General features: G+C 69.5%; 13 protein-coding genes. 4 read left to right on the forward strand and 9 right to left on the reverse strand.

Going from position 1 to position 12,170, the window contains the following annotated elements; translation table 11 throughout:
* Positions 1-22: 22 nt before the first annotated feature.
* Positions 23-1,120, reverse strand: coding sequence for a DUF6348 family protein (locus tag AB0G04_RS04895; RefSeq protein ID WP_360976509.1), 1,098 nt, complete (start codon positions 1,118-1,120; stop codon positions 23-25).
* Positions 1,121-1,144: 24 nt separating this feature from the next.
* On the reverse strand, positions 1,145-1,786 hold the full coding sequence (locus tag AB0G04_RS04900) for a DUF2461 domain-containing protein (protein WP_360976512.1): 642 nt from the start codon (positions 1,784-1,786) through the stop codon (positions 1,145-1,147).
* A gap of 108 nt (positions 1,787-1,894) precedes the next feature.
* Here AB0G04_RS04900 and AB0G04_RS04905 point away from each other — a divergent pair, with 108 nt between their 5' ends.
* Together AB0G04_RS04905 and AB0G04_RS04910 are read left to right on the forward strand one after the other, a co-directional pair.
* Positions 1,895-2,782, forward strand: a complete 888-nt coding sequence (locus AB0G04_RS04905) for an isocitrate lyase/PEP mutase family protein (protein ID WP_360976515.1) — start codon at positions 1,895-1,897, stop codon at positions 2,780-2,782.
* A 251-nt stretch (positions 2,783-3,033) separates the two neighbouring features.
* Complete coding sequence (locus AB0G04_RS04910; RefSeq protein ID WP_360976519.1) at positions 3,034-3,816, forward strand: hypothetical protein; 783 nt, start codon at positions 3,034-3,036, stop codon at positions 3,814-3,816.
* 26 nt (positions 3,817-3,842) lie between these two features.
* On the opposite strand, the gene AB0G04_RS04915 is transcribed toward AB0G04_RS04910, so the two are convergent.
* Both AB0G04_RS04915 and AB0G04_RS04920 read right to left on the reverse strand, forming a co-directional pair.
* Positions 3,843-4,610: a hypothetical protein gene (locus AB0G04_RS04915; protein WP_360976524.1), complete on the reverse strand. Its 768-nt coding sequence runs from the start codon at positions 4,608-4,610 to the stop codon at positions 3,843-3,845.
* Positions 4,610-4,921 carry a PadR family transcriptional regulator gene (locus AB0G04_RS04920; RefSeq protein ID WP_360976527.1) on the reverse strand — a complete coding sequence of 104 codons (312 nt, stop codon included), beginning with the start codon at positions 4,919-4,921 and terminating at the stop codon, positions 4,610-4,612. The genes AB0G04_RS04915 and AB0G04_RS04920 overlap by 1 nt, the downstream gene beginning before the upstream one ends.
* A gap of 418 nt (positions 4,922-5,339) precedes the next feature.
* Here AB0G04_RS04920 and AB0G04_RS04925 point away from each other — a divergent pair, with 418 nt between their 5' ends.
* Complete coding sequence (locus tag AB0G04_RS04925) at positions 5,340-6,074, forward strand: hypothetical protein (RefSeq protein WP_360976530.1); 735 nt, start codon at positions 5,340-5,342, stop codon at positions 6,072-6,074.
* Between the two features lie 171 nt (positions 6,075-6,245).
* Here the strand turns inward: AB0G04_RS04925 and AB0G04_RS04930 are convergent, their stop codons facing one another.
* The 3 genes from AB0G04_RS04930 to AB0G04_RS04940 are packed head-to-tail and all read right to left on the reverse strand — an operon-like array spanning position 6,246 to position 8,956.
* Complete coding sequence (locus AB0G04_RS04930; RefSeq protein ID WP_360976533.1) at positions 6,246-7,307, reverse strand: hypothetical protein; 1,062 nt, start codon at positions 7,305-7,307, stop codon at positions 6,246-6,248.
* A gap of 18 nt (positions 7,308-7,325) precedes the next feature.
* Complete coding sequence (locus AB0G04_RS04935) at positions 7,326-7,793, reverse strand: hypothetical protein (RefSeq protein WP_360976536.1); 468 nt, start codon at positions 7,791-7,793, stop codon at positions 7,326-7,328.
* A 38-nt stretch (positions 7,794-7,831) separates the two neighbouring features.
* Positions 7,832-8,956 (reverse strand): hypothetical protein, encoded by a 1,125-nt coding sequence (locus tag AB0G04_RS04940; RefSeq protein WP_360976539.1) that lies wholly within the window; start codon positions 8,954-8,956, stop codon positions 7,832-7,834.
* An 82-nt stretch (positions 8,957-9,038) separates the two neighbouring features.
* On the opposite strand from AB0G04_RS04940, the gene AB0G04_RS04945 reads away from it, so the two are divergent.
* Entirely contained in the window at positions 9,039-9,602 is a 564-nt protein-coding gene (locus AB0G04_RS04945) for a hypothetical protein (protein ID WP_360976542.1), read from the forward strand.
* A gap of 33 nt (positions 9,603-9,635) precedes the next feature.
* Here the strand turns inward: AB0G04_RS04945 and AB0G04_RS04950 are convergent, their stop codons facing one another.
* On the reverse strand, positions 9,636-11,600 hold the full coding sequence (locus AB0G04_RS04950) for an acyl-CoA dehydrogenase (RefSeq protein ID WP_360976545.1): 1,965 nt from the start codon (positions 11,598-11,600) through the stop codon (positions 9,636-9,638).
* A 134-nt stretch (positions 11,601-11,734) separates the two neighbouring features.
* Positions 11,735-12,016: a hypothetical protein gene (locus AB0G04_RS04955; protein ID WP_360976548.1), complete on the reverse strand. Its 282-nt coding sequence runs from the start codon at positions 12,014-12,016 to the stop codon at positions 11,735-11,737.
* Positions 12,017-12,170 lie beyond the last annotated feature (154 nt).

Below are 12,170 nucleotides of genomic sequence, written 5' to 3' on the forward strand. Positions count from 1 at the left end.
ACCTCAGGCGACCGCCGGAGGCTCAGGCGGCGGGCACCAGCAGACCGAAGAGGCGCTGCCCCACCATGCCGGCCGGCAGCGGGGGCGGGGCGGCCGCCACCACCCGGGCGCCGGCCTCCCAGGGCTCGCCGTCGAGCAGCAGCTCGTTGTTGATCAGTTCGCCGTCGCGGTGGCAGGTGAAGACCCGCAGGGCGTGCACCGCCCGGCTCAGCGGGACCTCCCGCAGTTCGGTCAGCAGGCGGTCCAGCAGCGGCTCGGCCGACGGGACCGGTTCGGCGGTGAACAGGGTCAGCTGGGCACCCAGGCACAGGTCGAACGCGCCGCTCGGGTGCTCGTAGCGTTCCCAGCTCACCTGGTCGCCGGCGGCACCCCGGGACAGCAGCGCCTCCACGATCGGATGCACCACGCCGCGCTCGAACATGACCATCGCCTGATGGATCGCCTCCCGCCAGGTCGGGCCCACACCGGCGCAGCTCTCGACCATCCACGGCTCGGCCATCTCGGGGTGGTCGACCGCCACGTCGACCTGGGCCATCAGGACGCCCTCCATCGGGCTCGGGTGGGCGATGAGCCGGGCCGAGAACGACGCGTCACCGACGCGCAGCCGGCCCTCCTCCGGGCCCTCGACCGGCAGGCCGTGCCCGCTCAGGAGGGCCGCGAACATCTCGGCCGGGGAGGGCACACCCCCGTCACCGTCCTCGACCGGCGGCAACGGGTCAGGGAAGTTCACCGGCTTGATCATCAGGTCGGTCATCTGCGCGCCGGCATGCAACGCCTGGTTGACGACGTGGAACTCGGCGCTGCGCAGCCCGATCCGCTCGATGTCGTCACGTCCGGCGATCTCCGCCGCGGCGGCCGCCGCCAGGAAGACCGGTTCCGAGGCGAGCGGACGCTCGGTGCCGCCGTCGACGAAACTGTCCGCAAGGGTCACACCCGGCAGCAACCGGCGGCCGAAGGCGAGCGGCAGGAAGGCGATCAGTCGCTCGGCCAGCCACTCCTGCACACCGGCCGACCGCAGACGATAGAAGACCTCGTCGTCGCTCGGTGGTTCCGCGCCCTCATGGAACGCCGCGATCCCCACCACTACCGCTTCGTCGGACGGCCTGGGATTCTCGGACATCGCGTGAGCGTACCCGCCAGTTGATCACCGGCTGCTGGCGGCGGCGGGGCCGACGTGGTGGTCCAGCCAGTCACGCAGCGGGCGGCTCGTCCGGAGGAAGGCGGCGATGCGGTCCTTGGCGGCGGCGGTGCCCATCCACGCGGCCGGCTCCCACTCCTGCCAGGTGGTCAGGCCCTTGTGCCGCAGCAGCTCGATGCGGGGATGGTCCTTCGGATAGCCGCGCGGAGCGGTCTTGAGGGTGCCGTGACCGTGCACGGCGGCGCCGGCCTTCTCGATCTTCGCCACCAGGTCGGCCAGGGACGGGCCCAGGCGCGGGTCGGCCACCGTACGGCGGTAGCGCTCAAGCTGGTCAGGGGCCATCTGGTACATGCCGCAGCCAGCCGCCAGGCCGTCCGCGGAAAGCTGCACGTAACCACCGAACTCGAGCCACATGCCGAGATGGTTCTTGTACGGGGTCTTGTCGTGGCTGAATCGCACGTCGCGGTACGGCCGGAAGATCTTCCCGGGACCGAACTCGGGTTCCAGCTCCGCCAGCAGCGCCAGGCCCGGGCCACGAACCTGCTCCTCGTAGAACGGCAGGCGCGCGGTCCAGTACGTCTTCGAATTGTCGGCGGTGAGACCCTCGTAGAACTCGAGCGCCTCACTCGGCCAGCCACGGAACGTCACTGGTGTGAGTCTGCCACCACCCGGCTCACCGGCTGCGGCGGCTGTGGACCCGGGCACGACGAGCCACCGCACCGAGCGGTGCCCGCGCGCGGCGAGGAAGATCCCACCATGACTGCCACCGCCTTGCGCGCCATTCTCGCCTCCGGCCGGGTCACCCACGTGCCCGGCATCTACGACCCGCTGACCGCGGCCCTCGCCGTGGCGGCCGGGCACCGGGCGGTGCACCTGTCCGGAGCAGCCGTCTCAGCGATCATGCTGAGCCGTCCCGGCGTCGGGGCCGTCAACGGCACCCAGATCGCCGACCGGGCGTCCACCCTGGTCCCGGCTCTGGACGGCATCCCGCTGATCGCCGACGCGGACACCGGGTACGCGACTCCACCGCACGCGGTGTGGACGGCCCTGGCGTACTCCCGCGCCGGGATCGCCGGCCTGCACCTCGGCGACCGGGTCACCCCGAAGGGCTACGCGCATCCGGCCGGCCGGGAGCTGATCGGCATCGGGGAGGCGGCCGCGAAGATCACCGCCCTGGCCGGCCAGGCGCCGGAGATCGTGGTGATCGCCCGTACCGACGCCTACCCGGCGCAGGGACTGGACGAGACGATCGTGCGCTGCCGTGCCTACGCCGACGCGGGCGCGGACGCCGTGCTGCCCGCGGGCGTGGGCCGTCTCGACGAGCTGCGACGTCTGCACGAGGCGCTTCCCGGCGTACCGCTGGTGGTCGATCGCAGTGAGGCCGGTGGCGACCGGCCCGCCGCGAACGACGCCGCACTGACCGAAGCCGCACTGACCGAAGCCGGTGTCCGGCTCGTCCTGCATCCGGTGGCGGCGTTGCTGGCGGCCGTGCGGGCCGCCTCGCTCGTCTACCGGTCGATCGCGGACACCGGCACCGCCGGACCGGCCGACCGGATGCCGTGGGCCGCGATCACCGCGCTGGCCGGGCAGGACGAGGCCGTCCAGCACGAGGCCCGCTACGTGCCCCGGGGGCTGGACACGTGAACACCACCCGGCGTTCCGCCCGGCGCCGCACCTCGCGGTGGATCAGCTCGCCGGAACGGACGAGGAAAGGATCCACGAAGTTCTCCACCCCTGTCGTACGGGCGGCGTGAACAGCATATTCACAGGTTGGTGACGGTTCGCGACGGTCCGTACGGTATGTGGTGGCCGTTGAGAACCGCGGACCCGGCGGCGGACCGCCCCGGGCGAGCCGTGCGGAGGCCACCCTTCCCTCGCCCTCCCCGGAGTCACCTGTGCGCACCCCTCGTCGCGTGGCCGGCCTGGCCACTGTCACCGTCCTCGCTCTCGGCGCCGCCGCCTGCGGCACCGCGGAAGCCGGCATCGGCGGAGCCGCCGCACCCACTCCCGCCCAGAACCTGGTCGCCGCGGCGCCGGACGCGACGACGCCCGCGTTCGCGTTCACCGCGAAGGGCGGCTGCGTCGCCACCTTCTCCGGCATCATCGACGCCGCGTCCGAGACCGCGCAGGTCACCACCATCGTGAAGACACCGCACGGCACCGTGACGATGTCATTCCTGGCGTTCGGCACCGACGGCTCCTACGCCCGGATCACCTCCAAGCCGGCATCGTTGCTGACGCGGGCGGGAATCCCGAGAAGCTGGGTCCGGATGAACCCGGCGAAGCTCGCCGGCGCCCAGGACGGCCTGGTGACCTTCACCGAACGCAGCCTCGATCCGATGGGAGTCGGCGCGCTGGCGACGGTTGCCTCCGGCGTGGTCCAGTCCGGCGCGGGACAGGCCGGTGCGAAGTTCACCGGGACCGTGGACCTGACCAGGATCGTCGAGGACGAGTCGCCGATCGCGTCGGCGACCCTGTCCGAACTGGGCGAGAAGGCGAAGACCGTGCCGTTCGAGGCGGTCGTCGACAACGCCGGGAACCTGACCACCATGAAGATCATGCCGCCGTCGGCCAAGGCCTGCACGATGACCTACGGCAAGTACGGCAAGGCCCGGACGCCGTCCGCGCCGAAGGCGAAGAAGGCGCCGGACGTCGTCTACACGATGCTCAACAGCTGACCGGGTACGCCCGCCTCATCGTCGCCTCAGACGCCGGGAGTGTGACCGAGCCGGATCAGCCGCATGCCGTTCCACAGCGACCACACCGTCCAGGCGGGCACCAGCAGTGCCAGGGACAGCGCGGTGACCGGTGACGCGACGCCACGGGCGGCCGGCACGTGGGTCACCAGTTGCAGTCCCACCAGGACGCCGAGGAGACCGGCACCGGCAAGGACACCGGCCAGCGCCAGGGCGGGCGGGCCGGAGCGCCGGGCCAGCGCCGTCGCGTTGACCGTGAGCAGCCAGAGGCCGGGCACGACGGCACCGGCCATCGCGATCGCGGTCACACCGGTGGCGACCGACAGGGCCCCGGCAGCGACCGGGCCGGTGCCGGCGAAGACGGTGACCGTCGCGGCGGTCAGGTACGGCAGCGGTCCGCCGCCGTAGGACCGGGCCGTCGCGACGGACCGTGCCGCGACGACACCGAGCAGCCCGCACGGCGACAGCAGGAAGAGCAGCTCCGCCGCGTCCTCCCCGATGACCGGCGGCAGGGCGAGCGCCGCCACCGCGGTGACCGAGGTGGCGATCAGGCCCGCCCCGGCCAGGACGGACAGCCAGCGGCCGGGCGGGGTCACCGGCCGCCGCAGCGCCCCCGCCAGCAGCGGCGCCTTGACCATCATGTCGAGCGCGAACCACCAGCGGCGCAACCCGTGCACGGCGGTCAGCACGGCGAGCGACTCCTCGCGCCACCGGGCCCGGTGACCGGCCGGCAGGGCGAGAGCGGCAAACGTCAGGACCACACGAAGAAGCCGCATCAGAACGCCTCCCGCGGGATGACCCGGCCGCGGGCCGGGCGGGGCCGGGCACCGCGGGCCACCGCCGACGCCTCCGCGACGGTCAGCCCGTCGGCGGTCAGGCGGTAGTAGCGCCGGCGAGGCCGGCCGGCCTCCCGCTCGTCGACGACCTCCCACTCGCTGACCACCCAGCCGGCCGCTTCCAGCCGGGCCAGGATCGGATAGATGGTGCCGGGCAGCAGGCCGGTCGTCTCGATGATCTCCAGACCGTACAGCTGCCGGTCGGGCTCGTCGGCCAGGGCGCTGAGCACCAGCCGCACCTGCAATGTCATCCGGGGCATACTCGTACTCTATATAGGGGGTCGCGGTTTTGTGAACCCGGCCGGCCCTTCGTTCCGCCAGAGCCGGCCATTCCCGGCGGCGGCTCCGGCAGCACCCCGGCCGCCCTCGCGGCAACGTCCGTGGACGCCATCGAGAACGGAGTGGCCGGCCTCGGCGTGTTCAGCGACTCCGGGAAACCTTCGCTCAGGTCACCGGGCCTGCCGCCGGCCATTTGATCGAACTGTCCGAGATACTCGGCCGGAAGCAGAGCGCCGGTCTGATCCGGAAACCCGGCACATGTGTGATTTGCCGCAGCATTTGCCGCGCAAAGGTGATCGATTCGTTGTCCTGGGCCGATAGATTCGCGCAGCTCAACAAAGAATTTCTGGGCGGCGCGGGCGTCCACGCCGCGGTGATGAGAGAGATCTGATGACAAAGATTGCGTTCCGGGCCGGTATCGCCGCCCTGGCCACGGCCACGATGCTGCTCACCGGTTGCAGCAGCAGCGACAGCGCCGAGCCGAAGCCCGGCGCCACCGCGCAGGCTCCCGCCGACAACGGTGTGGCCGCCCTGACCGCCGACGAGATCCTGGCGAAGGCCAAGGAGGCCCTCACCAAGGCCGGCTCCTTCCACATGGCCGGTTCGGGCACCTCCGAGGGCACGACCATGACGATGGACTTCAAGATCTCCGGCAAGGACCTGTCCGGCAAGATGTCGATGGGCGAGGGCGCCGACGTCGACATCCTGGCCGTCGGCGGCAAGCAGTACATGAAGCCGAGCGAAGGCTTCTGGGCGATGCTGGCCGGCCCGGAGCAGGCCAAGACGATGGCCGCGGCGACCGCCGGCAAGTGGGTGCTGGTCCCGGCCAAGGACACGACGAGCAGCCTCTTCGCGGCCGCTGACGTCGACGAGCTGCTGAAGCCGACCGGCAAGGTGGCCAAGGGCGAGATCGTGCAGATCGACGGCAAGCCGGCGATCACCCTCACCGACAGCGGCGACGCCGAGGCCTCGCTGTTCGTCGCCACCACCGGCGAGCCGTACGTGCTGCGCAACGCCAAGGCCGCCACCGGCGACGGCATCGTGTTCAGCGAGTTCGGCTCCAAGTTCGACATCGCGGCGCCCGCCGCCGACCAGGTCATCGACCAGGCCGCTCTGGGCAAGTAAGGACAAACGGTACGGACGATTCAGGGGTGTGGGCCCGGCTGTGCGCGGCGCCCGCACCCCTGAATCGTCTTCTCCCGTGCGACCGCGGTCGCATCAGGACCTTCCGAGTGTTGGATCGGTGGTTCAGGAGCGTCAGCCGGGCAACATCTCTCTCGGCGCCGGCGTCCGCGGCTACTCGTCGGGGAAGAACGACTGATCCGTCTGCGCCGGTGTCGCGTTCGCCAGCGGTGGCGCGGGAACCGTGAACGTCCCCGGCAAATTCGAGGTGGCCGCTCTGATGCGCTCCTTCTCGACAGCCCAATGAAGTTCCCGCAGGGCATTGGCGGCGACCTGCTCCATGTTGTGGAGGTCATTGGCGAGCCTGCTGATCGCCTGGCTCACGTTCATTGCCACCTCACTGGCCGTCGGCGCGGTGAGCGGAAGCTTCTGCTTCTCCTCAGGCTGAGGAAGCAGACCCTGCCCGATCGTTCCTGCGACTTCGAGGCAGACCGCGCCGGCGACGATGCCCACACCGGTGGCGTAGGCACCGACGACCGTGCCGGTGGCGACCATCATGATGGTTGCCCATTTGAGGACGTCGCCGGGAGAGCAGGCGCCATTGCTCAGGGCTCTAGTCGCATTGATCGCCTGGTCAAGCAGCTCGAGGACTGACTTACGCTGACGGATGTAGCAGACCTTCGTCAGCCGCATCTGATCCCCGGCGATCAACGCCAACTCCGCGTGTTTCAACAGGGTTCCCTGGAAGGGCGTGAGGAACCTGTCGATGAAGCTGTTCTTGAACGCGCCTGCCCACTCGTCCATGTCGGTACGGACGTCATGGATCCGGAGCAGGTTGGTATTGGGGCCGGTCCAGTTGCCCTCGCCGTCCAGAGTGCCGTCGAAGCTCGCCTCGATCTTGCCGAGGGCGGCGATGATCGGCGTGAACTGGTCCGGATCGGGTGTGATGAACTGCTCGAATGCCGGAATGATCCACTCGTAGTCCGAGTTCTGCACCCGCTCGCGATACTCCGCTATCTCCTGGTCGGTGACCGGAAAAATGGGCGCAAGGTCCGGGTGGTCGTTCGCCCACTTGTCCTCGACCGACCTGGCCCATGAGGCACTGTCCTCCAGCGTCTGCCGGATCAGTTCGCTCTTGAGCACGCGAGCCTGCTCTCGCACCCGGTTCTCGTAGGCCGCACCGGCGAGGTCCGGCGGCGTGGTGATGTCGAACAGTCTCGGCGTCTCATTGCCCATGGTGTGCCTGCCTCGCCTTCATCGCGGGGCCTGATACGGCCGGACCGGCTGTTCGGAGGTGCCCGGAGTCGGCGGGTTGGAGGCCGGCTCGGAATAGTCGTGTCCACGCTTTGCACCGGGTGCCAGTGTTCCGTCCGCCGGTCCCATGTAGGACTCGAGGATGCTCTTGCCGTTCTCGGTGTCGACCCGGTCGAACATCTCTCGTGCCACCCTGACACCTCGAGCGGTCTCCATCACCACATCGCCCATGTGGGTGACGATGCTCAGCATGCTGGATCGAAGTTCCTCCCACGCCGATCCCAGGGCGCTCACCTTGACGGATGCTCCCGGATAGGCGCTGTCGTGCGCGGGAAAGGCGGTGGAGCCTCCCGTCGCACCGCCAAGGAGGTGCCCGGCGTCGTAGAAGACGTCCGCCACCCTCGGCAGATTCACCTCCGAGACCCGCCACAGGCGGTAAAGGTCGCCACCCGTTACGTTCTCCGCCATCGCTGGTACCCCCGTTCTGTCCGACAGGATTTGTGTGCCTACCGGCGACGTCGCGCCAGTCCGATGCCGATCCCCAGAAGAACCACGAGCGCCAATCCACCTGCCGGCCAGATCCAGAAGGGCACATCGGCACCGGAGGAGTCGGCGATTGCCGAAGGCGGCTCGAGGGAGAAGATCCGGCTCCCTGCCGTGTCGATCAGGTAGAGCGGACCACCGGCGCCCCCGGCAGCAAGCTGAACCGGATCCGTGCGACCGAAGGGATCGGCCGGCAGGTCGGTGACAGCGGTGATTCCGCCGTCCTGGTTCAATCGGCGGACGCTCCGCTGGGAACCGCTCAAGGCGTAGAGACCGGCGTCACCCGCCCCGACCGCGATGATGTTGACCAACGCGTTCCCCGCGAGAGGCCAGGACTCGGCACCTTCGACGGCCCATCGGTCGTCCGCCGGCAGGGCGACCGCAGCCACCGCTCCGCGTTGCACCCGGAACAGGTGATGACTTGCAATCCATAGATCTCCCTGGCCGTCCACGGCGAGGTCACCCGGCGCCACCAGCGGGATGGGCGACTTCGATCCAGTGCCGGCAACCACACTGGAGGTTCCGTCAGGGGTGAACGCGAGGACCCGCGAAGCCGCACGGTCGGAGACATAGAGAGTGCCGTCAGGAGCCACCGCAAGTCCTCGGAGTTCCCGCCTCCGGCCGTTGCCCGACACGTCGGCCCGCAGTGAGATCGAACCATCGGGTGCCAGCGCGTAGACCCCGCCGACCCCACTGTCCGCGATGAAGACGGTTCCGTCACCGCCGACCGCTACCGCCGTAGGAAGCTTCAGCGATATCGCCGAGCCCGGAATCCCGGCGGCTACCGGGCCCTTCTCCCCATCCGCCCGGCCGTCTCCGGCAACTGTGCTGATGACGCCGCCGCGAGTCATCGCGCGGACTCGATGATTGCCGGTGTCGGCGATGTACAGCGTGCCGTCCGGGCCCACCGCCGCATCGTGTGGGCCGTAGATCTTCGCCGCCGTTCCGGGTCCGCCGTCGCCGGCGAAGCCCGACCCGTTCCCCCCGGCCACCAGAGTGAAGGCAGCATCCTTGGCCGCCGCGGGGGTCGGCACGGCGAGTACAGCCAGGAGCACCGAGACAACGGCCGCGCCTCTTCGAGGTGTCACGAATTTTGTGTACCACACACCAGCGCATACGTTTGTTGCCATCGATCGGTTCGGGGGCCGGCCTCGATAGTGGGAGGGTGACATGAGTTCCGATGGCGCCGACTTCGGCGAGCAACTACGCGGCATGTCGGCGACGGGAACATCCCCGGATGGTCAAATTCGGGCAATGATCTCCGGTGCACTCGATCTTCGGATCACCTTTTCGCGGGGCACCTTCGAGTGGTACGACGAACACGGCCTGAGCAGGCAACTCGCCGGCCTGGGAACGAACACCTGGGTGGCCTGGGAGCGGGAGCGCCGAGAGATCTATCGCCGATCACAATCGCTCACCGTCGAGGAAGCCGAACAGGAACGCCGAGCCCGGGGGGATTCCCGGCAGGAAAGATTTGCGGCGGATCTGCGGGAATTGGAGTGCGAAGCGATTTCACCATCTGCGGCTCTACGCATTCGGACGCTCGGCATGATCGATTGGCGGGTGGAGATCGAATCCGGCGCCCTGCGGCAATTTCGTGAACGGGATTTCATCGGTGAGGTGACCGCCGCGTTCGCGAGCCTGATGCGGGATCGGGAACGCAGGCTCATCCTGCTCAAGGCCGAGCACTTCGACCTCGGTATCCCCCGCTCCTGGGTCGACCGGGTGCGGTGACGCGCCGGACCGGGGCGCCACCGCAAGCGGCGATCAGCTGAGCAGGGTGGCGCGGACCGCCTCGTCCTCCTTGGCCATCGTCTCCTGGCGGGCCGGCTCCTCGCGGAGGATGGCGGCGTTCAGCCATTCGTCGGGGACCGCGAAGGCGTCCACCAGGGTGCGCATGTGTGGCCGCAGTTCGCGGAGCAGGTCGTTGATGACCGCCGTGATGGCCTTGGAACGGACCGGTGTGAGGCGGCCGTGCTCCAGGAACCAGGCCTTGTCCGCCTCGATGGTGGTCAGGGCGTACAGGTCGCACACCTTGGACAGCAGTTCCCGGGCCTGGGGATCGTCGGCGCGTTCGATGCCTGCGACGAACGCCTCGAGGGTGATCCGGTCGATGTGGGCGGTGGCGGCGGCCAGTACGTGGTCCTGGACCTCGTTGAAGATGTCGAACGGGCGGTCCTTCTTGGTGGCGGCGCCGTTGCGGAGGCGGCGGATCGCGCCTTCGAGGATGTGCTTCTCGCGGTCTTCGAAGGCGGCCAGGTGCCACCCGCGATCCGTTACGGCCACTTCCTCGTCACGGCCGGGTACGGCGCTGACGAGCCGCTGGATCAGGGAGCGCGCGGCCGTACGCTCGAGGACCATCTCGGTGACCTGTTCGGCGACGAACGTGGCGCGGCCCCAGCCGTCGAGCGACCCGAAGGCGTCGCGGTAACCGGTGAGCAGGCCTTTCGCCACGAGTTGGAGCAGTACCGTGTTGTCGCCTTCGAAGGTGGTGAAGACGTCGGTGTCGGCTTTGAGGCCGGCGATGCGGTTCTCGGCCAGGTATCCGGCGCCGCCGCACGCTTCCCGGCACATCTGGATGGTGCGGGTGGCGTGCCACGTCTGCGCGGCTTTCAGGCCGGCGGCCCGGGATTCGAGTTCGCGTTGGCGGTGCTCGTCGGGTTCGGCGAGGGCGAACAGCTCGGCCATGGTGGCGGCGAGTTCTTCCTGGGCGAACACGTACGCGTACGACCGGGCCAGCGCGGGCAGGAGTTTGCGCTGGTGGGCGAGGTAGTCGTTGAGGGCGATCTCACGGTCGGCGCCCGGTGAGGTGAACTGGCGGCGGGTCTCGCCGTAGCGGACGGCGATGGTGAGGGCGCTGCGGGTGGCCGCGGATGCGGCGGCGCCGACGGTGACCCGGCCGCGGACGAGGGTGCCGAGCATGGTGAAGAAGCGCCGGGTGTCGTTCTCGATCGAGCTGGTGTAGGTGCCGTCGGGGGCGACCTGGCCGTACCGGTCGAGGAGCATGTCGCGGGGTACGACCACGTGGTCGAAGGAGAGCCGCCCGTTGTCGACGCCGAGGAGCCCGGCCTTGGCGCCGGCATCGCCGATGGTGACGCCGGGCATCGGGTTACCGTCCCGGTCACGGATCGGCACCAGCCACGCGTGCACGCCGTACGACTTCCCGCCGGTGATGAGCTGGGCGAAGACGACCGCCATCCGGCCGTCGCGGGCCGCGTTGCCGATGTAGTCCTTGCGGGCGGCCTCGTGCGGGGTGTTCAGGACGAAATGACCGTCCTGGAAGGTGCACGTCGTGCGCAGCTGCTGGACGTCGGAGCCGTGTCCGGTCTCGGTCATCGCGAAGCAGCCCATGAGGTCCGCGGTGAGGATGTCGCGCAGGTAGGCGTCGTGGTGGCGGGCGGTGCCGAGGGCGACGACCGCCCCGCCGAACAGTCCCCACTGCACGCCGGCCTTGACCATGAGGGACAGGTCGACCTGGCCGAGCATCTCGGCCGCGACGGTGGATCCGCCCGGGTCGTCGGATCCGCCGTACCGGGAGGGGAACGCGGATGCCACGCCCACGTCGGTGGGCAGTTCACGGATCAGCCGGCTGACACGCTCGCGCGCCTGGTCGCCAGTTTCGCCGGGGACGGTGACGAACTCGGCGCCGAGCCGTTCCCGTACGGCCTGCCGGATGTGCGCCCACCGGCCGTCGAGCACCTCGGTGAGTACAGCGGTGACACGATCGCTCATGGCCGCCATATTACCCGCGAGTAACCTGACTGAACCACACGAACATGCGGCTCACCTCACATGCCGCCGGGCCGCGAACACGGAAAAGCCCGGTCCGTGAGGACCGGGCTCGGGTTCCGGGGGCCGAGGCTCTGTCAGTCGTCGTATCCGGGTACCGAGAGGGGGTGCCGCTCCTCGTCACGGGCCGCGATGCCGGCCATCGAGCGCAGGTACTGACGGCGGGTGATCTCGCCGTCCATGAGCTGGGTACAGAGGACACCTTCGAGACTCTCCGGGGCGAACAGGGCCTCCGGGACGGTCAGCGGCTCCTCGGCTGCGACGTCCGCCCGCACCCCGCGCACCGCGAGCACGCAGGCGGCAGCCAGCACCAGGATGAGCAGGGTCAGGATCAGCATTGCCACCGCCTTGTCGGTCACCGCGAGGCGCTCGTGCCCCGCCTGACAGAGAGAACGGATCACAGGGCGTGTCGGTTCGACGATTCCGGTGACGGAAAGCGATGAAGTTCCGAACCGGTGCACCGGGTCCGATGACGGGACACGACACGATCGAGGTACGAGATAAGCCCGGAAT

Origin of the sequence: Actinoplanes sp. NPDC023801 (genome assembly GCF_040639655.1) — a bacterium.
Classification (GTDB): domain Bacteria; phylum Actinomycetota; class Actinomycetes; order Mycobacteriales; family Micromonosporaceae; genus Actinoplanes.